This is a genomic window from Bdellovibrio bacteriovorus (assembly GCF_048286975.1).
Lineage (GTDB): Bacteria > Bdellovibrionota > Bdellovibrionia > Bdellovibrionales > Bdellovibrionaceae > Bdellovibrio > Bdellovibrio bacteriovorus_H.
The window spans coordinates 653574-676233 of record NZ_JBLVRT010000001.1; the positions used below are offsets into that span (position 1 = coordinate 653574).

Annotated in this window: 22 protein-coding genes; 9 read left to right on the forward strand and 13 right to left on the reverse strand. The window is 49.8% G+C overall.

What is annotated here, in order from left to right; translation table 11 throughout:
* Nucleotide 1: 1 nt before the first annotated feature.
* Genes ACNQKP_RS03225 through ACNQKP_RS03250 form a run of 6 tightly spaced genes read right to left on the reverse strand, consistent with a single transcriptional unit; the run spans nt 2 to nt 5769 of the window.
* Entirely contained in the window at nt 2–562 is a 561-nt protein-coding gene (locus ACNQKP_RS03225; RefSeq protein WP_011162797.1) for a NifU family protein, read from the reverse strand.
* Nucleotides 559–1788, reverse strand: a complete 1230-nt coding sequence (locus ACNQKP_RS03230; RefSeq protein WP_417862815.1) for an aminotransferase class V-fold PLP-dependent enzyme — start codon at nt 1786–1788, stop codon at nt 559–561. The genes ACNQKP_RS03225 and ACNQKP_RS03230 overlap by 4 nt, the downstream gene beginning before the upstream one ends.
* Before the next feature lie 5 nt (nt 1789–1793).
* Entirely contained in the window at nt 1794–3053 is a 1260-nt protein-coding gene (gene sufD / locus ACNQKP_RS03235; RefSeq protein ID WP_417862817.1) for a Fe-S cluster assembly protein SufD, read from the reverse strand.
* 9 nt (nt 3054–3062) lie between these two features.
* Nucleotides 3063–3821 (reverse strand): Fe-S cluster assembly ATPase SufC, encoded by a 759-nt coding sequence (gene sufC, locus ACNQKP_RS03240; RefSeq protein ID WP_011162794.1) that lies wholly within the window; start codon nt 3819–3821, stop codon nt 3063–3065.
* Between the two features lie 42 nt (nt 3822–3863).
* Entirely contained in the window at nt 3864–5321 is a 1458-nt protein-coding gene (gene sufB, locus ACNQKP_RS03245) for a Fe-S cluster assembly protein SufB (RefSeq protein WP_011162793.1), read from the reverse strand.
* Entirely contained in the window at nt 5314–5769 is a 456-nt protein-coding gene (locus tag ACNQKP_RS03250) for an RrF2 family transcriptional regulator (protein ID WP_011162792.1), read from the reverse strand. The genes sufB and ACNQKP_RS03250 overlap by 8 nt, the downstream gene beginning before the upstream one ends.
* Before the next feature lie 196 nt (nt 5770–5965).
* On the opposite strand from ACNQKP_RS03250, the gene ACNQKP_RS03255 reads away from it, so the two are divergent.
* Genes ACNQKP_RS03255 through ACNQKP_RS03285 form a run of 7 tightly spaced genes read left to right on the forward strand, consistent with a single transcriptional unit; the run spans nt 5966 to nt 13281 of the window.
* Nucleotides 5966–6832 (forward strand): hypothetical protein, encoded by an 867-nt coding sequence (locus ACNQKP_RS03255; RefSeq protein WP_226987880.1) that lies wholly within the window; start codon nt 5966–5968, stop codon nt 6830–6832.
* Nucleotides 6833–6892: 60 nt separating this feature from the next.
* A complete protein-coding gene (gene tolQ, locus ACNQKP_RS03260; RefSeq protein ID WP_011162790.1) occupies nt 6893–7630 on the forward strand; it encodes a protein TolQ in 738 nt (245 codons plus the stop codon).
* A gap of 2 nt (nt 7631–7632) precedes the next feature.
* The gene (locus ACNQKP_RS03265; protein WP_011162789.1) at nt 7633–8049 is read left to right on the forward strand and encodes an ExbD/TolR family protein; all 417 of its coding nucleotides are present in this window, start codon (nt 7633–7635) and stop codon (nt 8047–8049) included.
* An 8-nt stretch (nt 8050–8057) separates the two neighbouring features.
* Nucleotides 8058–8918, forward strand: coding sequence for a TonB family protein (locus ACNQKP_RS03270; protein WP_417862820.1), 861 nt, complete (start codon nt 8058–8060; stop codon nt 8916–8918).
* A 13-nt stretch (nt 8919–8931) separates the two neighbouring features.
* Nucleotides 8932–10317 (forward strand): protein TolB, encoded by a 1386-nt coding sequence (locus tag ACNQKP_RS03275; RefSeq protein WP_011162787.1) that lies wholly within the window; start codon nt 8932–8934, stop codon nt 10315–10317.
* Complete coding sequence (locus ACNQKP_RS03280; RefSeq protein ID WP_417862822.1) at nt 10310–12610, forward strand: glutamine-synthetase adenylyltransferase; 2301 nt, start codon at nt 10310–10312, stop codon at nt 12608–12610. The genes ACNQKP_RS03275 and ACNQKP_RS03280 overlap by 8 nt, the downstream gene beginning before the upstream one ends.
* Before the next feature lie 35 nt (nt 12611–12645).
* Nucleotides 12646–13281, forward strand: a complete 636-nt coding sequence (locus ACNQKP_RS03285; protein WP_417862824.1) for a peptidylprolyl isomerase — start codon at nt 12646–12648, stop codon at nt 13279–13281.
* 53 nt (nt 13282–13334) lie between these two features.
* Here the strand turns inward: ACNQKP_RS03285 and ACNQKP_RS03290 are convergent, their stop codons facing one another.
* Nucleotides 13335–13793 (reverse strand): DUF4430 domain-containing protein, encoded by a 459-nt coding sequence (locus tag ACNQKP_RS03290; RefSeq protein WP_417862826.1) that lies wholly within the window; start codon nt 13791–13793, stop codon nt 13335–13337.
* On the reverse strand, nt 13780–14130 hold the full coding sequence (locus ACNQKP_RS03295; RefSeq protein ID WP_011162783.1) for a thioredoxin family protein: 351 nt from the start codon (nt 14128–14130) through the stop codon (nt 13780–13782). The genes ACNQKP_RS03290 and ACNQKP_RS03295 overlap by 14 nt, the downstream gene beginning before the upstream one ends.
* Nucleotides 14131–14311: 181 nt before the next feature.
* Here ACNQKP_RS03295 and ACNQKP_RS03300 point away from each other — a divergent pair, with 181 nt between their 5' ends.
* Both ACNQKP_RS03300 and ACNQKP_RS03305 read left to right on the forward strand, forming a co-directional pair.
* Nucleotides 14312–17077 (forward strand): hypothetical protein, encoded by a 2766-nt coding sequence (locus tag ACNQKP_RS03300; RefSeq protein ID WP_417862828.1) that lies wholly within the window; start codon nt 14312–14314, stop codon nt 17075–17077.
* Between the two features lie 126 nt (nt 17078–17203).
* On the forward strand, nt 17204–17905 hold the full coding sequence (locus tag ACNQKP_RS03305) for a hypothetical protein (protein WP_015089357.1): 702 nt from the start codon (nt 17204–17206) through the stop codon (nt 17903–17905).
* A 61-nt stretch (nt 17906–17966) separates the two neighbouring features.
* Here the strand turns inward: ACNQKP_RS03305 and ACNQKP_RS03310 are convergent, their stop codons facing one another.
* From ACNQKP_RS03310 to ftsE, 5 genes are all read right to left on the reverse strand, one after another.
* Nucleotides 17967–18527: a hypothetical protein gene (locus ACNQKP_RS03310; protein WP_417862830.1), complete on the reverse strand. Its 561-nt coding sequence runs from the start codon at nt 18525–18527 to the stop codon at nt 17967–17969.
* A gap of 63 nt (nt 18528–18590) precedes the next feature.
* Nucleotides 18591–19967 (reverse strand): S41 family peptidase, encoded by a 1377-nt coding sequence (locus tag ACNQKP_RS03315; protein WP_088566621.1) that lies wholly within the window; start codon nt 19965–19967, stop codon nt 18591–18593.
* A gap of 4 nt (nt 19968–19971) precedes the next feature.
* On the reverse strand, nt 19972–21087 hold the full coding sequence (locus tag ACNQKP_RS03320; RefSeq protein ID WP_417862831.1) for a murein hydrolase activator EnvC family protein: 1116 nt from the start codon (nt 21085–21087) through the stop codon (nt 19972–19974).
* Nucleotides 21088–21090: 3 nt separating this feature from the next.
* Nucleotides 21091–21984: a cell division protein FtsX gene (locus ACNQKP_RS03325; protein WP_417862832.1), complete on the reverse strand. Its 894-nt coding sequence runs from the start codon at nt 21982–21984 to the stop codon at nt 21091–21093.
* Entirely contained in the window at nt 21981–22643 is a 663-nt protein-coding gene (gene ftsE, locus ACNQKP_RS03330; RefSeq protein WP_417862834.1) for a cell division ATP-binding protein FtsE, read from the reverse strand. Before ftsE ends, ACNQKP_RS03325 begins: the two co-directional genes overlap by 4 nt.
* Between the last annotated feature and the right edge of the window lie 17 nt (nt 22644–22660).

Below are 22660 nucleotides of genomic sequence, written 5' to 3' on the forward strand. Positions count from 1 at the left end.
CTCACATCGGGATAACTTCAATTGTTGGATTGAATTGATCCCGCAAAATTCCCTCGATGGCCATCAGTGTACCTGAAGTGGCACTCGGGCAGGTTCCACAAGCTCCCTGATAGAAGACATATAGCTTGTTGTCTTCATATTTCACCACATCCAAGTCCCCGCCGTCACCTTGCAAACCGGGACGGACCGTTTGGTCCAGAATCTCTTCGATCTGCTGGACCTCCGGAGGCAGGCTGGCACGGCGAAGTTTCTTTTCATCCATCTGAGTCACTGCCGGGTTGTGCGCCGGCATGCGGGTCTGAATCACCGAACAAACGTTGCGTTGAATCTCTTCCGGATCCGCATCAAAGTTGTGCGTGATCGTAATCACGTTCTGGAAGAAGTGAACCTGACGAACGCCCTCCACCTGGAACAAGGAAGACGCCAGAATGCTCTGCTCAGCTTCCTTGGCATCAGCATAGGTCGCCTTGCCGTCATTCAATACAGCGCGATCCAAAACGAATTTCCACGCATTGGGGTTTGGAGTTGCCTGAATACGAATCAGTACATCTTGGGTGCTCATAACAACATCTCCCGGGCCTTCACCACGGCTTTAACCATAGAATCAATATCTTCACGATTATTATACACTGAAAGGGACGCTCTGACTGTGCCTGGAACTCCCAAACGCGCCATCAGGGGTTGCGTACAATGGTGTCCTGCTCTGACAGCCACACCTTCTTGGTCCAGAATCTGACCAATGTCAGAGTGATGAGCCCCTTTCAGATTAAAGGACAAAATCGCCCCTTTATCCGGAGAGGTTCCATAGATTTTCAAATCCGGAATCTCCAGAAGCTTGCCAGTTGCGTAGTTCAAAAGATCCATCTCATATTTATGAATCTTATCCAGACCGATGTTCTCAACGAACGTCAGCGCTGCATGCAAACCCACGGCACCTTCCACATGCGGAGTTCCGGCCTCAAAACGAGTCGGCACATCATTGAACGTGGTTTTTTCGATCGTCACCTTGGAGATCATGCTGCCACCACCCTGATAAGGGGGCATCTGATCCAGAATCTCTTTTTTCCCGTACACAGCCCCAAACCCAAACGGGCCGAAAAGCTTGTGCGCAGAAAACACAAAGAAGTCGCAATCAATATCAGAAACATTCACCGGCAACTGAGACACGATCTGCGCCCCATCCACCAGAACCTTCGCACCCACTTCGTGAGCAAGCTTGGTTAAAAGTTTCATGTCTGTGTTCGTGCCCAGAACATTCGAAGACGCGGTGAACGCCACCATCTTCGTGCGGGCGTTCAATTTCTTTTTGAAGTCTTCAAGATCCAGCTCGCCATTGTCCAGAATATCCGCGGCCACAACTTTGGCGCCGACTTTTTCCGCGACCATCTGCCAAGGCACGATGTTTCCGTGATGTTCCATCACGGTGATCAGGATCTCATCCCCGGCCTTCAAGTTGGAAAGGCCCCAGGAATTTGCCACCAGGTTCACGCCCTCGGTGGTGCCACGAACAAAGATGATTTCTTCGGACTGACGGGCGCCCAGGAATTCGGCCACCTTCTGGCGGGCCGCTTCGAAATGCCCGGTCGCCACGTCACCCAGATAGTGCGCACCCCTATGAACATTGGAAGTTTCATAAGAATAAAAATGCGCAATACGGTCGACCACCGATTGCGGCTTCAAAGTTGTCGCACCACTGTCCAGATAAACCAGGTTCTTGCCATGAACTTTCTGAGTCAAAGCCGGAAACTGGGATCTTACAGAGGCAAATATGTCGTCTAGATTACTCATATCACTTACCGATTCAGGGCAAGGCTGCTGAACGCCTCGTCCAGATGGCGAGACAACCATTTCTGGATGTTCTCGTCGGAAATTTTGTAAATCACTTCAGAAAGATACCCGTAGCTCAGCATCGGGATGGCTTTCTCTTTCGGAATGGCGCGGGACTGCAGATAGAACAGTTCTTCACGGTTCAACTGACCCACTGTGGATCCGTGCGCCGCTTTCACATCGTCAGCATAAATCTGCAGACAAGGTTTGCTGTCAGCTTCCGCTTTGCCGCTCAAAAGAAGATTATTATTCAACTGGGCCGAGTTGGCTTTCTGCGCACCCTTTTCGATGCGAACAGTTCCGCAGAATACCGCACGGGACTCCCCGTCCAGGATTCCTTTATAAAGCTGATTGGTATTGCACTCGCCAACCTTATGGTTGATCAAGGAAGTGTTGTCCACATGCTGATTGCCACGAACCGCGTACACACCCAGAATTTCCGTATTGGAACCAGGGCCGTTCAAGATCACATCCAAAGAATGACGGGACAGTCTGGCGCCCGTCGCAAAAGCCAGGCTTTCCACGTTGGCGTCTTTTTCAACCACCAGACGTGTGCGACCGATATTCACCGCACTTTCGCTTTCAGCCTGAACACGCACGTACACAAGCTTGGCACTTTCTCCAACATGCACATCACTGACAGAGTTTGCAAAGTAAGTGGTGCCAGCTTTGCCGTAATGGCTTTCCAGCACACGCACGGAAGAACGCGCGCCCACGTCAAGACTCAGGCGAGGATTTACCATCAGTGATGGGCCCCCTTCCGCAGACGTGAAGAAGACGAAATTCACAGGTTTTTCCACAGACGTTTCTTTGGCAACAGTCACCACAAACGGTTTTGCCATATAGGCGCCGTTCAAGGCATCAAAGGTGTCATCAAATTGTGCCGGATACTGGGAAAGTTCTTTTAGACTCACACCCGCTGGCAATTCTGCCGACAGGGTCTTGTTCAATACACCGTTAAAGAAAACGATATTGGCAAATTCCGGATTCAGATTTTTTTTGATTTCTACCAGAGTTTCGTGGCTGGGCTCTACCGGGTTCACTGCGCTTGGCAGGAACGTGCCTTCGTTCAAAGTCTTCACGCTGGTATAATGCCAGTCTTCATCCTTGCGGGTCGGAAGACCTTTATTCAGAGCATAGTCATACCCGGCCTTGCGGAAAGCGGACAATGCGCCTTCTGCAGGGTTGGATTGACTGAATTTTTCATAGCTCGTTAACAGGTTCATAGTCACTTCCTATACCGTCAGCCAGTCGTAGCCTTTTTCTTCCAGCTTCAGCGCCAAAGAGCTGTCGCCAGTCTCGATGATTTTGCCGTTCGCCAAAACGTGAACGAAGTCCGGTTTGATATAATCCAACAGACGCTGATAGTGAGTGACCAGAATGATCGCGTTGTCTTTACGGCGAAGTTTATTCACCCCTTCAGAAACAACACGCAAAGCATCGATGTCCAGACCCGAATCTGTTTCATCCAAAAGCGCCAGACGCGGGGACAAAACCGCCATCTGCAGAATTTCATTTTTCTTTTTCTCACCACCAGAAAAACCTGTGTTCACCGGGCGATCCAGGTACTCAGGCTTCATGCTGACCAGTTTCATTTTCTGATAAAGGAATTCACGGAACTCGCCTTCCGGCATTGGTTCAGAACCCTGGTGCTGCAATACAGAGTTGAAAGCCGTGTGCAGGAACGTGAAATTGGAAACACCCGGAACTTCAATCGGATACTGGAATGCCAGGAAGATGCCTTCTTTGGCTCTTTCATCCGGCTCAAGATCCAACAAGTTGGTCATGTTGAAGTTCACTTCGTATTTCACTTCACCGGAAGTGACTTCATACGCCGGGTGACCGGCAAGCACTTTGGAAAGTGTGGATTTGCCGGAACCATTCGGGCCCATGATGGCATGAACTTCACCCGGTTTCACTGTCAGGTTCAGACCTTTCAGGATTTCTTTTTCTTCAACTCTTGCATGTAGGTTTTTGATCTCTAGTAAATTCATATTTCACCTTTATTGAGCTGCTTCAGCCACGCTCTGCCGGCCCTAGCCGACACTATTCTCAAGTTTCATTTCGATCAGTTTTACGGCTTCGACAGAGAATTCCAGAGGAAGCTCTTTAAAGACCTCTTTACAGAAGCCGTTCACCAGCATCGAAATTGTTTTTTCCATATCCAGACCGCGGGACTGCAAATAGAAAATCTGATCTTCACTGATACGTGAAGTCGTCGCTTCGTGCTCAATCGTCGCAGTTTTGTTTTTCACTTCAATATAAGGATAAGTGTGCGCGCTGCTTTGATCGCCCACCAGCATGGAATCACACTGGGAGTAATTGCGCGCATTTTCCGCCGAAGGCAGGATCTTCACCTGACCACGGTAAGCATTGGAGGACTTGTCCGTGGAAATACCTTTGGAGATGATCGTGCTCTTGGTGTTTTTACCAATGTGAATCATCTTCGTGCCGGTATCCGCCTGCATCAGATCGTGAGTCAAAGCCACAGAGTAGAACGCCCCTTCAGAGCCTTCACCCTGCAAAATGCAGGAAGGATATTTCCAAGTGATCGCAGAACCGGATTCCACTTGGGTCCAGGAGATCTTGGAATACTTCCCAAGAGCTTTTCCACGCTTGGTCACAAAGTTATAGATACCACCACGGCCTTCTTTATCGCCTGTGTACCAGTTCTGAACTGTGGAATACTTGATCTCGGCATTGTCCAAGGCCACAAGTTCAACCACTGCGGCGTGCAGCTGGTTTTCATCACGTTGAGGCGCCGTACAGCCCTCAAGGTAATTCACGTAACCGCCTTCATCACACACCAGCAAAGTTCTTTCAAACTGACCGGTGTCTTTGGCGTTGATACGGAAGTAAGTGGAAAGATCAATCGGACAACGAACGCCTTTCGGGATGTAACAGAATGATCCGTCAGTGAAGACCGCCGCATTCAAAGCGGCATAATAGTTGTCCGTGTGAGGCACAACAGAGCCCAGGTACTTTTTCACCAGATCCGGATGTTTGTGAATCGCCTCAGAAATAGAACAGAAGATCACACCGGCTTTATCCAGCACTTCGGTGTGAGTCGTGCCCACAGACACAGAGTCAAACACCACATCCACGGCAATACCGGAGATGCGCTTTTGTTCGGTCAGCGGAATACCCAGCTTCTCAAATGTCTTGATCAGCTCCGGATCCAGATCATCCAGAGATTTTGGTTTGTCAGCTTCGTCCGTCGCTTTTTTCGGCGCGGAATAATAGCGGATCGCCTGGAAGTCGATCTTCGGATAAGACACGTGCGCCCATTCAGGCTCCACCATCGTCAGCCAGTGACGGAACGCCTTCAAGCGGTATTCAAGCATCCACTCTGGCTCGTTCTTTTTTGCAGAGATCAGACGAATGATGTCTTCGTTCAGACCCAGCTGAACCTGATCTGTTTCAATGTCGGTGGTGAAACCGTATTTGTATTCGTAACTTTCCAGCGGATTGCTGGAGGATTTGTTATTATCCATGGGCCACCGCCTCTGAGGATTTTTTCGCTGGCATTGCCATTCTTTCCACCAATAGTTCTTTCAGGCTCAGGCTTTTGTAGAAGTCTGTAAGTCTGTCGTTCAAAGCTGTGATCGGAGACACGATGTTGCAGGTGCCTTGAATTTCACAAGGTGCTTCCTTGTGCAGGCATTTCACCAACGCAGTTGGTCCTTCAATCACCTCAACAAGGTCGTGTATGGAAACCTTCGCAAGGTCTTTAGTGATTTGATATCCGCCATTAGCTCCGTATTCGGCGCGCAAAATCCCACCCTTTTGGGCCATCTGCTGCATCACACGAGCAGTCGCATCAAAAGGTGTGTGGAATGAATCCGACACTTCTTTGGCGGTTGTGAGCTCCCCGGGGATCTTTTGGCTCATGTATTTCAGAGCCATCAGAGCGTATTCAAGCTTGCGATTGATTTTATTCATGTAAGGTTCCCTTCACCGGCGCCCTCAGAGGGTCCTCTGCGGACACGGCGTCGCCTTCTATCTAATAGAAAGCCAATTGAAAAACAAGGCGAAATACGCCTAATTTTAACGTATTTAAGGTTATGACAGGAATCTTTCCTTCTGTTTTGAAAAAATGTGCTGATTTCAAAGTCTTAGGATGCTATACGAAGGTCCTATGAGAATCCTTTTCATTACCGCTGTCAGCTTCCTTATCCTTGGTATTTTACTGCTTATGGCCCGTATATGGGGCTTGGGCCAATCCTTCCCGGTCTACGAACACGCCTTCTTTTCTGGCCCCGCTCCGATCGTGATCGTCAAAGCCGACACCCTGGAGAAGGTTCAAGAGACCCTGAAACTCAAACCTGATGCCGTGATCTGGGCCGATGTGCGCATCTCCCAGGACAAAGTGCCGTTCATTTTGCCGGCCAACCGCGACCGTGAATTCATCGATATGAAGATGGCCGAACAAAAAGCCAATCCGACGGCCAAGATCATGACCGGTGGAAAACTGTCGGAATATCCGTGGGAGCAGATCAACGAGTTCTATAAGACCACTCCGGCACTGAAAGAATACTACGAACAGTTCCCGGAAACGCGCTTTGTCCTGAATGTCGTGGATAACGTGCACGACGTGCATTCCACAGTGGTCAACGCCATTGATGCTTTCAAACCCAACAAACGCACGCTGATTCAAAGCGACGCTTTGATCGTGATGACAACCATCAAAGAGCTGAAACCAGAATGGGTGTACGGCACCAGCCATCCGGATATTATGAGATTGCTCAGCTTTGATTCGTTGTGGATTCTGCCATCGACTCAATTTAAGGGTGATGTGTTCATCGCTCCATTTACATTGATGAAGCGTCCGGCGTTCAACGACGAGATCATCACAGAGATGCGTCGTCGCAACAAAAGAATCTTCCTGGGTCCTATCGAGAATGAAGCTCAGCTTGCTGATGCAACTCGCTATAAGGCAGAAGGCCTTATCACGACGAATTTGCCAGAATTGCTCCGTCTTCTAAACCAAGGTCCTGCTCAATAGGTTGATCCAAAATGCATTTGGGCATATCTTTTTAAGACGTACCTTAACGGAGGTCTAGATATGTCCCCTATTTTTGTCAACGCGGCCCAAGCTGCACCCTCTGTATCAGTGAACACCAGCTCCATTGATGCTATCGCTCAAGCAAGTCCCATTGTTCAGCTGACTTTGTTGATGCTGATTGTGATGTCCGTTTTCTGCTGGGCCATTGGTTACTCCAAATATGTCACGTTCAAAAACATGAAACAGTCCGATGAACTGTTCTTGTCCAAATTCTGGAAGGTAAATTCTTTAGACACGTTGTTTGAAGACATCGACCAATATAAAGACTCCTCTGTCGCCCGCGTGTTTAAAGCCGTGTACCTGGAGATGAAAAAGATCTCTGAATCCCCGCTGCTTTCCAAAACCGAAGGCGATAAACCGATCCTTTCCGGCATCGACAATCTGGAGCGCGTTTTGAACAAAGCCACTGAAAGCGAAATTTCCAAACTGGAATCCCGCCTGACAGTTCTGGCAACAACCGGCTCCACCGGTCCATTCATCGGTCTTTTCGGTACCGTTTGGGGGATCATGGGTTCCTTCCACAAGATTGGTCAGACCGGAACAGCCAGCTTGGCGGTTGTAGCGCCGGGTATCTCGGAAGCCCTGATTGCCACCGCAATCGGTCTGGCAACAGCGATTCCAGCGGTTGTTTTGTACAACAACTTTATCTCTAAAATCCGCAAACAGGAGATCGTTCTGAATAACTTCGGCGCCGACTTCCTGAACATCGTTAAACGTAACTTCTTCCAAGGAAATTAATCATGGGAATGAGTGGCGGCGGCGGAAAAAGCCGGGCGACATTAAGCGAAATCAACATCACGCCTTTGGTGGACGTGATGCTGGTATTGCTGATCATGTTCATGGTGACGACTCCTTTGATGCAACAGGGGATTGAAGTGGATCTGCCCAAGACCTCTTCTTCCGGTGTTGAAGTCAATGAAGAGCCTTTTGTACTGGTGATCAATTCAGATCAAAGAATGACCATCGCCAAACAAAAGATCGCCATGAACGAACTGCGCCCGAAACTGAAAGCGATCTTCGAAAATAAAAAGAACAAACAGGTGTACATTCAGGCAGACCGCAAAGTGGACTATGGCTTCGTCGCGGAAGCTATGGCCGAAGTGCGTGCCGCTGGCATCTTTAACATCGGCCTGATCACTCAGCCGAAAGATCAATGACCTGAGCTGTGAATTATTTAGAGGAAAAAGATCAGCAGAATGATGAGCAAGTAACCCGCGGCATAGGGATCTCCTTTGCCCTGCACGCGCTTATTATCTCGATCTTTACTTTGAAGACGGTCTTTTTTGATCCGGAACCGATTGATTTCTCGCAAGCCGTGCGTGTGGATATGGTGGGCCTGCCGGACAAGGTGGAACCCAAGGATCTGGCGCCCCCGGCAAAAGAAAATCCCAAACCGGCCCTTCCTGAAAAAGAAGTCGCCAAGGAACCCGTAAAAGAAAAACCGCCTGAAAAGGCCCCGGAAAAAGTGGTGGAAAAGAAAACCCCACCAAAACCAGAACCTGTGAAACTTCCTCCGGCGAAAGCCAAGGAAGAGGGCATCAATCTGGAAAAAGTGAAATCCCAGCAGCAAAACGCTTTGGACAAACTCAAAGCCATGGCTGCATTGGAAAAAATCAAAGAGGACGTGGCCGAAGATAAGAAAAAAGCCGCGGCCGCTGCCGGAACCGGCAAGGCCGCCACCGGAAGTGCGCCGATAAGAGGAAACGTCCTGTCGCCTGGCACATCTTTGACGGGAATTGCCAAGCTTCAGAACGACAACTACATTTCCGATCTGGATCGTCACATCAAACAAAATTGGACAATCCCGGAATGGCTGGCGAAGCGCGATTACAAAGCGCAGGTGCGTGTGTTCGTGGATTCGCGCGGCAATATTCTGGGCAGAAAAATTGTTAAATCCAGTGGCAATCCCAGCTACGATGAAGAAGTATTAGCAACCATTGACCGTTCGGCACCATTCCCGGCTCCGCCGGAAAAACTGATTGCCGTATTCTCTGTGGACGGAATCCTGATCGGATTCCCGGAATAACTAGGAGGACATCATGATGAAACAGATACTGGCCCTTGCTCTGATTATCGGCCTATTCCCTCTTTTCTCCCATGCCCAAAACAACAATGGCATCTATATTAAGTTGGGCGAAGCACGCACCAAAAAAAGCCTGATGGCGTTCCCGCCTTTGCAATACACAGGCTCCCCTTCAACGGCCTCCCGCAATCAGGGTGTCGGGGTTGAGATCTTTAATACGATCACAAACGATCTGACCGTTTCCTCTTACTTCCAGTTCATCAACCAGAGTGCTTTCCTGGAAGACACCTCCAAAACCGGCTTGATGCCGGCTCCGGGTCTGCCGAACGGATTCAAATTCCAAAGCTGGTCCTCCATCGGCGCTGACTTCCTGATCCGTGCGGGTTACTCGGTTGTCGGCAACGAAGTGACTTTGGAAACCTACACCTACCACGTTCCCCGTGCGGCCTTGGTTCTGGGCAAAAAGTATAAAGGCCCAACCAGCAGTGCCCGACGTATCGCGCACACTTTCGCCAACGACGTCATGAAAGCCCTGACCGGAGTTGAAGGTCCGTTCCTGTCCCGCGTGGTTGTTTCCAGCGACAAAGGCAGCGGCCAGAGCAAAGAAATCTTCACGATGGACTGGGATGGGGCGAACATGGAACAGGTTTCCAATCATCGCAGTATCTCGATTTCTCCAGCATGGTCTCCGGACGGTAAAAAGATCGCCTACACTTCTTATGTGAAACGTGTGGGTGCAAAGTTCCGCAACGCCGACATGCTGCTGTTGGATCTGACGACCGGGAAAAGATCTTTGATCTCTTACCGCCAGGGTATCAATTCAGGCGCGTCCTTCTCGGCTGACGGAAAACACATTTATCTGACCATTTCCCAGGGTAACAGCCCGGACATCTACAAAATGGGACTGGATGGAACTCTGGTTGGAAAAATCACCAATGGACCTGCCGGAGCATTGAACGTGGAGCCGACAGTATCCCCACAAGGGTTGCTGAGCTTCTCTTCAGACCGTGCGGGCCGCCCGATGATTTACACGGCAGACGCTGCCGGGAACAATGTGAAACGCATCACTTTTGCAGGTGTGTTTAACTCGTCCCCGTCGTGGTCTCCGGATGGCAAGAAAATCGCCTTTGCCGGCCAGAGCGACAACAACTTTGATATCTTTGTGATGAACGCGGACGGCACTGGAATGATCCGTCTGACTTCCGCAAAGAAACCAAACGGTCGCATGGCAAGTAACGAAGACCCTTCGTTCTCTCCGGATGGAAGATTCGTGATGTACACGTCCAACCGCACTGGGAAAAATCAGATCTATATTTCCACCGTGGACGGAACTGAAGAGCGTCGTGTGACCAACGACAACAACAATTACTACAAGCCAAAATGGTCCAACAACATTGACTAACTTATCCATCGAGGATCAGTTACGGCAGGAGCGCAGCGAGATCTGGTCTCGCTTTGCTGACGCCGCCAAGACCGACTCTATGGCCCCCGATCAAATCTGCCAGCAATGGAGTGGGGCCGCGGATCTTCTTTTACGCCACGCTTTTGCTCACTGCTTTTCCAATCAAAAAATCGCACTTTTCGCCCTGGGCAAGCTGGGGTCTTCAGAACTGAATTTAAGCTCGGATGTGGATGTTCTACTGGTCAGTCAGGAGGACTCTGCCCAAGGCCTTTCGGCTTTGCGCAAGTTTCAAAAGATTCTGACTGAACGAACTGCGGCGGGCTTTGTCTTTCGCGTGGACTTTGACCTGCGCCCCGGCGGCAAACAAGGGCCGCTGATTCCAACCCTGGATCAATTCAAAGATTACTATGGCAACTATGGCGAAACCTGGGAACGTCTGGCCTTTGTTCGTCTGCGCCCGATTGCCGGTGATGAAGATGTGCAGAAGGAAGTGCTGGCATTTGCACAGAAGTTTTCTTTCCGCAAACATCTGGATTTTACTTTGCTGGAAGACTTAAAAACCCTGCGCTCTAAAATTCAGGTGCATTACTGGGAACGCTCGCAGGATCAAGTGGTGGATTTAAAGCTGGGCATCGGGGGCATTCGCGATGTCGAGCTTTTCACCCACGCCCTTCAGGTCATTCACGGTGGCCGCGATCTGACATTGCAGGTGCGCGGAACCACTGAGGCTTTATTACTGCTGGAAATGAAAGAGCTTCTGCCGTCTGAAGAAGCCAAGTTCCTGCGCCAGCACTATTGGAATCTGCGCCGGCTTGAAAACTATGTTCAGGCACTGAACGATGAACAGACTCACTTACTGGTACTGAACGAAACGCATCCTGAATTTGTGATGCAGGCCTTGCCGAATCTGAAGTTCGACATGATTCGCTGTGATTCCATCGTAAAAAGTCTGTTGGGGGAAGCCCCGAAAGAGATTTCGCTGGAAGAAGAACTGAAACGCACAGGCTTGCCGGATCAGGATCTGCAGGAACTTTGGCAGGAAATTCTGGGGCAGGAAGTTCTTTCCCGCAACAAGGGCCGCGATGAGCTTTCACGCAAAGCCTTTTTGGGGGCTTTTCTAGAAACCTTGCAGGAACAAAAAGGCGACATTCGCCGGGGTTTGTTGCTGTTAAAAGATTTCATCGGCAGCACGCGGGCCAAAGCCAGCTTCTTTGCGCTGCTATTGCGCGAAAAAGAACTGCTGCAGGAACTGGCGTGGCTGTTCGGTCATTCGCCGTATCTTTCCCGCATTCTGTGCAACCGCCCTGAACTGCTGGACAGTTTCGTGTACCGCGCTCAGGACAAACACTCGGAAGATCTGGGCACCCTGCTGGAAGAGCTGGCTGAAAAGAAGCTTCTTTCTGAAGTCATCAACGGAAGCGAGTATCTTGAAGATAAAAACCTTCAGCAGCTGACCGCGAATCTGACCTCCACTGCGGATTCTGTGGCGACCACGTTGCTGGATGCTCTGAAAAAAGAATATCCCTCAAAGCTGCGCATTCTGGCGTTGGGCAAATGGGGCGGCCGCGAAATGGGCTTCCGCTCAGATCTAGATTTCATCTTTGTCGTGCCGGAGGAACCGGTCGAAATAGACTTTAAGCTCGCCAAACGTTTCATCACCCGTCTGACTGAAAGTCATCGTGGTGGAAATATCTATTCCATCGACATGCGCCTGCGCCCGTCCGGAAAAGCCGGGCCCTTGGTTATTGTGCAAAAGGATCTGGAAGATTATCTGCAAACTCAAAGTTCGGCCTGGGAACGTCAGGCTTATTTGAAAGCCCGCTGGATTGGCGAAAGCACTCACAATAATCTGGGCTTTTTGGATCTGGGGCTTTCTTCCGCTGAGCTGGATGAACTTGAGCGCATCCGCACTCAGTTGAAGGTTGAGGGAGCACATCCCAATTTGAAGTACAGCGAAGGCGGACTTGTGGATGTGGAACTGGCGGCGCAGACCGCAGTTTTAAAGAAGAAATTCAAACCCTCCTCAACGGGAACCGCTGATTTAATCAGCGCTTTAGAGGAGAAATCAGGTGTTTTGCTCAAGAACTATGACCGACTGCGACAGATTGAGCAGATGCTTCAACTTGTTGCGTCAGAGTCGCTTGCTGAACTGAGCCCAAATCATGAGTCGTTTCATGCGCTTGCCTTGGCGCTTCATCTGCCTCCATCAGAGCTTCTGAATGAAGTCTTAGGCCTACTTCAGGCCAACGTTGCACTTTTGAAGGAACTTGACCCTCGACGGCTGCCTCACTAATAGTGAAGGGGTTGGACAAAAGTCAGGAGACCCCAATGTCGAAGAATATCGATGTTAAGAAGGTATTTTGGATCTACCTTTTTGCATTCCTATTGGCAGCTTTCAGCTTCCGCGCAGATGCAAAGACCGAATCCAAGGCAAAGACTACGAAGAAGGGAAAAGACATGATCGCAGTATTTGAGACATCTAAAGGCACTTTCAAAGTAAAACTTTTCGCAGATAAAGCGCCGAAAACAGTAGAAAACATCGTGGGCCTGATCGAAGGCACCAAAGAATGGACTGATCCTAAAACTGGCGAGAAAGTGAAGAAGCCATTCTATGATGGTCTGACTTTCCACCGCGTGATCAAAGATTTCATGATTCAGGGTGGTTGCCCACTTGGAACTGGAACTGGCGGCCCAGGCTTCCGTTTCGAAGATGAGTTCCCAGCTGGCGCTCCGAAACACGACAAACCAGGCATCCTTTCCATGGCGAACGCGGGTCCTAACACCAATGGTTCCCAGTTCTTCGTAACAACTGTTCCAACTCCTTGGTTGGATGGCCGTCACACTGTGTTCGGTGAAGTTGTTGAAGGTATGGACGTGGTTAAATCCATCGAGAACTCCAAAACAGGAGCTATGGATCGCCCGGTTGAACCAATCGTGATCAAACACGTAACGATCCAGAAGTAATTTCGAATTCAAATTTGAATACTAAAAAGCCCGGTGGAAACACCGGGCTTTTTTTATTTGCAGAACTGATCGGCCGCGATCCAGTAGGCCGGGGAGCAGTAATCCGTCCACTCATTATTCTTATTGGTGGAGTACGCATAGAACCAGGTCAGCTTGTCGTCCTGGGATTTGAAATGAATCTTGTCCGGCATTTCTGTCGGCTGCTTGCCGTTGATAGTGTAACACCAGCCATAAGCGCGCAGTTCGGTGTCGGACACAACTTCAATGCTGTCCAGACCGATCGGGCTGTTGATGATGGAATTAATGCCTTCCGCAGATCCCACGTACGGGATCTTGTTCGCATCAAAGATTTCAAGGCTCAGAACGCCTACTGATTTAGTCAGGTCCGCCTGATAGGTTCCCTCATGCACAGGAGTGTTCTTGCAGGCGCCAAAGATTCTCCAGGACACTGCCTTGGACTGGGATGCTGCCAGCACCACCAGCAGTGGCAACAACGGCTTAAGAGTTTTCACGGCGAACCTCTTCCATGTCGATTTCTTTAGCCTTCACCACGATCTGCTCAAAGATCTCTTCCGGCAAAGCACCTGGCTGGCTGAAGATGATGTCGCTTTCTTTGATGATCATCAAAGTCGGGATGGATTTGATCTGGAACTTGTCCGCCAACTCCACTTCCGCTTCGGTGTCGATCTTTCCGAAAATCACGTCCGGGTGTTTTGCAGCCACAGACTCAAAGATCGGGGCAAAACGACGGCAAGGTGCACACCACGTCGCCCAGAAATCCAGAATGATCATGTTGTTGCTTTCAACGATCTCTTGAATGTTGTTCTTGGTGATTTCTACGACAGCCATGGGGCCTCCTGTTTTGTGGCGCTAGGCTTATCCCAAATCCCAGAATGAGACAATCACAAGATTTAGACACCCCGGTGCCCGTTTGCGGCCTCGTCGCGGTATGAGACAAGTCCCGTGCCATTTAATCGCTTTTGAGGGGCCCAAAGCTTGCTTCTATACATTCAGAGACTGAGGTGAAGCTATGAAATGGTTCTCTAAGATTCTGACTGCCATTGCCGCTGTTAACATGATCCTGGCCCCTGTGGCCCAGGCCGCAGCCAATTGGACTGAGAAAGAGAAAGCTCAACTTGCCCAGTACCGCGATTTCCTGGAGCCCATGGGCTACACCCTTTATGTCGACAAGGAATCCAAGAAAGCTCAAGTCTTTGATAAAACAACCAAAAAGCTGGCGATGGAAATCCCATTCGGGGAAGAAAAACAACTTCGCAAGTTCTCTCCAAAATCCATCAACAAGATGATGCTGGATGAAATGGTGCGCATTAAAAACGCCTCCAAAGCATCCCTGTCCCACACTGTAAGAAACCTGCCGACGGAATCTGCGATGTTCTTCGTGGCGATGGGCGCGGTTGTGGCCGGTCAGCTGATCACGAACTATTCGCAAAATCCCGTGGCAATGCAACAGCATATCCAGCACCAGCTTTCACCGATGGGAGTGTTTGGCTTCTTCACTTTCATGTATTCCCAAGGTCTGACTTCCAACCTGCTTTCCACTTACATCAAAAACCCTAAGTTTCACCACATGATCCCGTACCTGGGCATGACCGTGGGTGCTTTCCTGCAGACATATCTTTCGTCTGTCGCTTCGGATCCTAACGTGAAGGCGTGTGCCAAAGTCATGATGGGCGGAAAAGTTTCCCAGAAAGACACGGCGGCTGGTGTGGAAGAAGATCCGTGCGGCAAAGCCTACGAGTACCTTGTTATCCACAAGAAAATCTGGGAGTACGCTCCAGGTATCGCTTCCATGTTGATTTCCTCCGGTGCGGCAGCTTTGGGTCAGGCTCTTCTGACGAAAGTGGTTTTGCGTGTGACTGGTGTTGATATCGCTGTCTGGCTGACTCCGGGCACGATGCAGGTAAAAGGTCTGCGTCTTTTGATTGTTAAAGGTCTTCAGATCTCGGCGTTCGTGGCTTTGGACATGTGGTTTAACCGTCATGTGACCTTTGCCTGGAAAAACATCTTTGACGGAGCTGACTTCCACGACATGAACCGCGACATGGTGAACCATGTGAACACCCTGAAAACCGCGAAGTGGAATGGTTCTACCGACAACTTGAAACATGAAATGAAACACTTCCATCAGAAGATGATGGACTGGCGCATGATCAACATGGCTGAGGTCTATGAAGCTCACCACAACTGGTCTGAAGCTTTGAAAAGCCTGACGAGCATGTTTAACAGCAGCTATTCCTTCTATAACGATTTCGTGAATGAAATCCGCAACGCCAGATTCAACGAATCCCAGGTGCAGCCATTGCTGCGCACGGCTCCACTGAATGGCGTGACTCCGCTGGATATGGCTGAAGGTCGCGAGGACCTTTACCTGACTCACCCACAGTTTATCGAAGGCATGCAGCTGGACACCGTGGCTGAAGCGGCGATCAAGGCCGAAGCTTTGATGAAATCTGACAAAACGAAATATCTGTACCCAGCTGAAAAGAAAGCGATCAATGGCATCATCGCCAAACTTTCCACCGGTGACCGCGACCAGATCGGCAAAGGTTTGCTGGAGCTGAACAACAACATGCGCATTGCTGCTCAGAATGTTTCAAGCTCTCAAAACTATTTCCGTGTGATGAACGAGATCCGCAGCTACATGGGTTCTCCGGATCCTTCTCTGGAAGTGGGCCGTGGGTTCGGTCAGGCTTACGAAAAAGCTCCAAGCACGGCGGAAACTTTGGCTGGCACAAGCTACTACCGTCAGGTGGGTTTGTTTAAAACTCCGAAGATCACAGACTTCCTGGTCATGCAGATGATCTGCGGTCCGGATGTGGAGGCTAACGGCAAAGTTGTGAAAACTCCAAAAATTGCCGGTGCTCACACGGGCTTCCCGTCTGTGTTCCTGCCACCGACTTTGGCAAATCAGAATGATGAATTTGATCCGTGCTTTGGCATCAAGGCCGATGCTCCGGTTGAAAGAATCTACAACTGGCCAGTGCGCGCAGCCAGCGGCAAAAAATATACAGGTTTTGTGGAATACCTGGTTCACGAAGCCCGTGACAATGCAGTTGGCTCTAAAGAAGAGTCTGCATTCCCGGCTTGGTGGACAGCTAAAACAGAATCCCAGATGCAAAAGGCCTTTGGTGAATTCTCCAAGAGCTATGACGAAATCGTCGTGAAGATGGTTCGCAAAATGTACAACAACGAAAGAAGCAGCTTCAACCGCGGGCCAATGGCAAATGGAATCATCAACGCTGTCTTCCAGGAAGAGCGCGTGTACCTGGCGCTGTTGCAGGAAATGCTTCAGCCATCCGCGAAGTTTGATCTGAAGTTTGAAAATCTTCTTAAAAACGCTCCGACCCACGCGGCATTGAAGGCTGTTGAAGGCGAGTTCTTTGCTCTGAACAATTTGCTGAAGAAAATTGAAGTTAGAACCATCGAAGGCCGTGAAGTGATTCAGTCCCCTCTGGAAAACTATCAGCTGGAAGAACAAGTGACCAAGATTCAAACGGCTCTGGCGGGCGTTTCCACCCTGTTGGGTGTGGGCGACGCGACTGAGGGTGCGGTGGTGGCTTTGAACCAACAACAACGTGATATCGCGGTTCAGGCGCTGGAGCAGCTTCAGTCCCTGGCGCAGGAAGTGATGATGTACGGCTCTATGGCGAATGCTGTGAGCTGGGACAAGATCCGCAATATCAAACGTCTCAATGCGGAACAAGGTCAGTTCCAAAATGAGATTCAGGCCAAGATCGCTCAGATGAGAGGCATGGCGATGCCGGGCAAGAACTAGTTGGTACGGCCTTTGATATATAGAGTGTTGAAACGATTAAACTAAGCAAGGTGCTTCTGGGATTGGAGAGTCCCAAAAATTGGAGTGCCCTGTTTAAAAAATTAACAAGTACTAAGGAGAGAGAGTATGAAAAAAGCATTTGTGTTCGGTATGGCAGCCCTGGTGACAACTATGTCCCTGTCTTTGACGGTCCACGCAGCCCCTGGTGCAAAACCAGCGCGTGAAGCTTTGGTGGAATACACGAAGCAGGTTAAAGCAGCCGCTTTCGGTAAAGGCATGACCTCCAAAGGTTTGGATGCCCAGAAGCTGAAAGTCGCTCAGGACAACATCATCAATGAGCTGGCGCTTCCTTCTGGCAAGAACAATGCTCTTTCCATGGCTCTGAAAGCAGATCCATCCAAGTCCGCACAACGTCTGGACAGCCTGGCAACGATCGTTGCAGCTAAAAAGATGGCGGCAGAGATCAGCAAAAACGACGCTAACGAAGGTCAATCCATCGATGCAGCAGCAACTGCTTCTGCGAAACTGATGGCGAACTCTTCTTTGACGGGCGCTCGTAAAACAGCAAAAGACCTGAACGCAGCAGAGCTGACCGAAACCACAGCAGCATTGTCCAAACTGGAAACTCTGCCAGAGGCTATCTTGACCAGATTCTCTAAAGCAGAGCGTGACTCTTACACTCAAATCATCGAGCGCCACGACCAGATCGTAGAATCCGGCAAACGCGGCACTTCTGAAGAGGCATTCGTAGATGCGATCATGGAAGTAAAAGGCGTTGATAAAGCTAAAGCAATGGAAGTTGTGAAAAAGCTTAAAGAGTGCGTGTAAGACTTAAGAAGATCTCTACTCCGAAAAGCCGGGTCAGTAATGACGCCGGCTTTTTTATTTTTTACTGGCAGTTATTGAATTCTTTGAAGTAGCGCTGGCAGATGGAATACTGCGAGTTGCAGTCATTCACATCCGTGGACTGGTAAGTTGCCATCGGGCACTCACGCATGGCTGTTTTCGTAACCACCGCCTGGAAAGATCCTTCCGCATAAACGGTGTTTCCACTGACCAAACGGTAGTTCACGTTGTTCGTGCCCAGCTCCAACAATGGTTTTTGGAACAATGTGGAGATCCACAGATTAAAGGCATCTGCACTGATACCACGAGCGCCCTGATAGTCTTCTGTTTTGGAACGATTGGAACCATCCTGATGGAACGCCGTCAGTTCCACCTTAGTGACTCGGGCATCACGTGGGCCCACAAAGTGATCGTAGGCACCCGGTTTCATCACGATATCACGACAAGAATACAATGCCGTTCCGTTGCCGTTAAAACCGCCGCAGATAACACGAACCTGACCTTGAATTGGAGTGACAGTGAGGGAGTTCCCTTTTTCGAAGCCGACGTTCTGAGCGTGAGCCAAAGAACACAGCGCTGTGATGAAGATAACAAACTTTAACATGAAAGGCCCCCTCTGCCTTGGATGTGCGGCTAGAGTAGGGCCTCTAAAATTCTTAATCAATAACTAGCGCGTCAAAGCCTTCAAAGTATCCCATGCTTTGAGGTAGCTAAATGCTTGATATGCTTGATAATCAGCTTTGAACAGCTTATCGCGCGGCGACAGCTTTTCATCTTTTTTTGATCCCACGTCTTTCCACCAAGCCAGTGCGCCTTCTTCTGCGCCCTCTTTCACATCCAGCTTCTCTGCGGCTTTTTCACGATCACCTTTCAAGTGACCGGCAATATCGCCTTCACGAGTTGTGACAGATTTCACAATCGCTTTAGAGAATGCATCTGGATCCACGTCTTCGATTTCAATGTCAGGATGAATACCTTCAGCCTGGATTGAAACACCGTTCGGCGTGTAGTAACGAGCCACAGTCAACTTCAGACCGCTGCCATCACCCAGCTTGATCACAGACTGCACAGAGCCCTTACCAAATGTTCTTTGACCCACGATCAAAGCACGTTTGTTATCTTGCAAAGCTCCGGACACGATCTCACTGGCACTTGCCGTGTATTCATTCACCAGGATCACGATCGGGAAGTTGGTGTACTGACCTTTTTTAGAGGCCGTCGCCACTTCTTTTTCGTTTTTGTTACGACCGATAGTGGACACGATTGTTCCTTCTTTCAGGAACATATCACTAACCTTGATCGCCTGATCCAACAAGCCACCCGGATTCCTGCGCATATCAATCAACAGGCCCGACATGTTCTTGTTGTTCTTGATGTGGGTTTCAACAACCTTTTGCAGATCTTTGGAGGTGTTTTCGATGAAGCTCGTGATACGAACGTAAGCAAAACCATCACCCAGATCCGTGTACTTTACAGATTTGATTTTCACACTGCCACGAACCACGGTGATATCACGAGGCTTTTCTTCGTTATCACGAACCACACGCAAAACGATCTTGCTGCCTTTTTTCCCGCGCATCATCACGGAGGCTTCGGCCAGACTCATCCCCTTGGTTGTGGTTCCATCGATAGCCACAACTTTATCCCCAGCCTTGATACCCGCTTCCCAGGCTGGAGCATCCTCGATCGGAGAAATGATCGTCAGAATGCCGTTTTGAATCGAGATCTCAATACCCAAACCGCCGAACTCACCGCTGGTCTCTGTTTCAAAATCCTTGAACATTTCCGGTGGCATGAAGTTCGTGTGTGGATCAAGCTCGCGCAACATCCCTTTGATCGCCCCGTAAACCAGCTTCTTGGTATTCACTTCTTCAACGTAGTACTGTTGAATCAGATTAAGAACCTTGCTGAAGTTCTGCAGATCCGCATACCTTTCCTGGGCAAAGGCTCTTACCTGAAAACCTGTTTCTGCCATGATGAACAAAACCAGCAGAAGGGCGCCGCCCAAAATATAGGTTTTCCAGTAGCGTTTGAGTGATTGCATAGTGTTAGAGTCCTTTCATCCACTGTTGCGGGTCGTAGGGTTCAGAAAAATGTCTAATTTCAAAATACAGTCCGGAACTGCCGTCCTGCGGGGCTTCACCCACTTGAGCCAGCACCTGGGAACCCGTGACTTCATCACCGGTGTTCACTTTCACTTCTTGTGCATGGGAATAGACGCTGTAGTAATGATCTCCATGATCCACAATCAGAGTTGTTCCAAAGCCCGGAAGCGTTCCGACATAGGAAACCTTGCCTTCAAACACGGCTTTGATATTGCTACCCTTGGCCGCCGAAATAAAGATTCCTTTGTGAGTTAAAGTATAGGGGTGATCCTGACCTTTCATAAGTCCAAATTTACGGGTGATCACACCTTCAAGAGGTGCAGAAAGCTCACCTTTTTGGTCTGCAAACGAAGGTTTAAAGAGCAGATCAAACAGACCCGTATCATCGATATTGTACTGCAGGGACTTTTCACGAAGGCCATTGATCTTGTTGATGGCAAAAAGCTTGTTCTTGCGGATCCCGTCCAAAAGCTTGCCTTTAAGGTCCTGCTCTTTACGCAGGGCCTTTTCCTGCGAAGCGATCTTTTGCTCGACCGACTTCATGTTGTCCAGGCGCTGTGCCAGGGTCTTGCGTTTGGTTTCAAGATCTTTAAGGTCCCGGGAATAATTTTTAATCAGCTCAAGATCGCGGCCCGCAACCACTCCCAGAATCTTCAGATTTCTTTCCAAAGAAGCCGAACTGCTGGATGAAAAAAGGAAACGTGCAATCGAAGGCCCGCCCAGCTTGTACATAGCCCGCAGACGTTCCGCCAAAAGGGTTCTCTGCTGGCGGGACTTCTGGTCCAGGTCTTCCACTTTTTGGGTAAGGTTTCGGATATTCACTTCCAGGAAAGCACGCTGCTGGGACATCTCCCCTTTTTCAGTCACGATTTTTTTGATCTTCTTATTCAACTGATAAAGGGCGGACAGGACCTGACGCTGCTTCAGCTCGGCGTCTTCCAGCTTCTTTTTTGTCGCTTCAAAGTCTTTGGCAAGGCTGTCCACATCGCTGGGGTTTGCGGCTTTCGCCCCCAACGACAATGAAAACACCAATGCCAAAAGAATCTGTGCAAGCTTCAACGACTACCCCTGACTTCCGGCGAAACCGTCATTCATACGGCGCACACACAGATAAGATCCCAAAGCGCCCAGACCAGTGCCGGCGACAACAAACACCACCAAAAGCACCGGGCCCAGGAACTGAATGTGCTCCCCCAGCTGCAGGAAGCTTAACTTCGTGGTCAGCAGATTTTTGATCCCGATATAAACGCCGAAGCAAAGACCCAGCGACAAGACCGAGGAAACAACCCCCAACACCGCTCCTTCCACCAGGAATGGCTTTCGGATCATGGAAGGCGTGGCACCAATCATCTCGAGAACCACAATCTCGTCCTTGCGAGCCTGAACCGAGGCACGAATGGCGTTGGACATAACAAACAGGGACGCTGCCAGAATCACCAGACATAACGCGCGCAAGGTCAGCTCGATCGCATTCACCAGTGCAGCATACTTTTCGACCCAGTCCTGACCATAGCTGACTTCATCCACACCCTCCAGCTGACGAAGCTTTCCGGCCATGGACTGCAAAACCGTGGTCTGTTCAGCGGCGGCCACATCGGATTTCAACTGCACCAGAAGGCTTGCCGGAATCAGGCGAAGCAGCTCTTCATCCTGGGAAATATCCGGAGCATAACTGGCCATCTGGGAGCGGAAGTCCCCCAAGGCCTGCTCTTGCGTGACAAACTTAACGCCTGCCACATTTTCATTTTCTTTGATTTTGCTTTCGATGTCCTGACGGCCTTTTTCAGACAGATCCTGAGAAAGATAAACCGTCATCTGCACGTCCTCACCCCACAGGGTCAGGATATTTCGGAAGTTCTGCGATACCAGAAGGGCTGCGCCCATCACCACAAAACACGCAGTCACAACAACCAAGGTGGAAACCTTCAACGCCCAGTTCTTTTGGTGTGGTCTCACTTGGTGTCCCCCACGATCATGCCGTCTTGTAACTGCAACGTACGCTTCTTGCGACGACGAACCATCTCATGATCATGCGTGGCCACGAAGACCGTGGTTCCCTGAGAACAAACCCGCTCCAAAAGATCCATGATCTCTTCACTTAAGCGCGGATCCAGATTTCCCGTCGGCTCATCGGCGATCAATACACCCGGCTGATGAATAATCGCACGGGCAATCGCGGTTCTTTGCTGCTCACCACCGGAAACAAAATCAGGGTACTGATCATGTTTGTGTGCAAGACCGACTTGCTCCAGAACTTCATACACGCGGCGCTGAATGGCCGGTGCCTTATCGCCGCGCACCTGCAATGGCAGCGCGACGTTTTCAAAGATCGTTCGATCCTTCAAAAGTTTGAAATCCTGGAAGATCACACCAATTTTTCGGCGAAAGAAGGGAATCTGTGCATCTCGCATCGTCAAAAGATCGTGACCGGCCACTTTCACATCGCCTGATGTGGCGATGTCGTAGGCCGAGATCATCTTGAACAGAGTTGTTTTTCCCGCCCCACTGGGACCGGTCAAAAACACGAACTCACCCTTGTCGATGCGCAAATCGATATTTTTCAGCGCATGAACCGGGCCGGGGTAGGTCTTATAGACATGAGAGAATTCAATCATCCCTTCATCTTATGAAA

Excerpts from the sequence above, each read along its gene's own strand:
- ACNQKP_RS03230 (WP_417862815.1), bottom strand. The coding sequence starts at position 1,788 with ATGAGTAATCTAGACGACATATTTGCCTCTGTAAGATCCCAGTTTCCG.
- ftsE (WP_417862834.1), bottom strand. The coding sequence starts at position 22,643 with ATGATTGAATTCTCTCATGTCTATAAGACCTACCCCGGCCCGGTTCAT.
- ACNQKP_RS03250 (WP_011162792.1), bottom strand. The coding sequence starts at position 5,769 with ATGAATAAAATCAATCGCAAGCTTGAATACGCTCTGATGGCTCTGAAA.
- ACNQKP_RS03305 (WP_015089357.1), top strand. The coding sequence starts at position 17,204 with ATGAAAAAAGCATTTGTGTTCGGTATGGCAGCCCTGGTGACAACTATG.
- tolQ (WP_011162790.1), top strand. The coding sequence starts at position 6,893 with ATGTCCCCTATTTTTGTCAACGCGGCCCAAGCTGCACCCTCTGTATCA.
- ACNQKP_RS03265 (WP_011162789.1), top strand. The coding sequence starts at position 7,633 with ATGGGAATGAGTGGCGGCGGCGGAAAAAGCCGGGCGACATTAAGCGAA.
- sufD (WP_417862817.1), bottom strand. The coding sequence starts at position 3,053 with ATGAACCTGTTAACGAGCTATGAAAAATTCAGTCAATCCAACCCTGCA.
- ACNQKP_RS03315 (WP_088566621.1), bottom strand. The coding sequence starts at position 19,967 with ATGCAATCACTCAAACGCTACTGGAAAACCTATATTTTGGGCGGCGCC.
- ACNQKP_RS03275 (WP_011162787.1), top strand. The coding sequence starts at position 8,932 with ATGATGAAACAGATACTGGCCCTTGCTCTGATTATCGGCCTATTCCCT.
- sufB (WP_011162793.1), bottom strand. The coding sequence starts at position 5,321 with ATGGATAATAACAAATCCTCCAGCAATCCGCTGGAAAGTTACGAATAC.
- ACNQKP_RS03255 (WP_226987880.1), top strand. The coding sequence starts at position 5,966 with ATGAGAATCCTTTTCATTACCGCTGTCAGCTTCCTTATCCTTGGTATT.
- sufC (WP_011162794.1), bottom strand. The coding sequence starts at position 3,821 with ATGAATTTACTAGAGATCAAAAACCTACATGCAAGAGTTGAAGAAAAA.
- ACNQKP_RS03310 (WP_417862830.1), bottom strand. The coding sequence starts at position 18,527 with ATGTTAAAGTTTGTTATCTTCATCACAGCGCTGTGTTCTTTGGCTCAC.
- ACNQKP_RS03300 (WP_417862828.1), top strand. The coding sequence starts at position 14,312 with ATGAAATGGTTCTCTAAGATTCTGACTGCCATTGCCGCTGTTAACATG.
- ACNQKP_RS03285 (WP_417862824.1), top strand. The coding sequence starts at position 12,646 with ATGTCGAAGAATATCGATGTTAAGAAGGTATTTTGGATCTACCTTTTT.
- ACNQKP_RS03295 (WP_011162783.1), bottom strand. The coding sequence starts at position 14,130 with ATGGCTGTCGTAGAAATCACCAAGAACAACATTCAAGAGATCGTTGAA.
- ACNQKP_RS03225 (WP_011162797.1), bottom strand. The coding sequence starts at position 562 with ATGAGCACCCAAGATGTACTGATTCGTATTCAGGCAACTCCAAACCCC.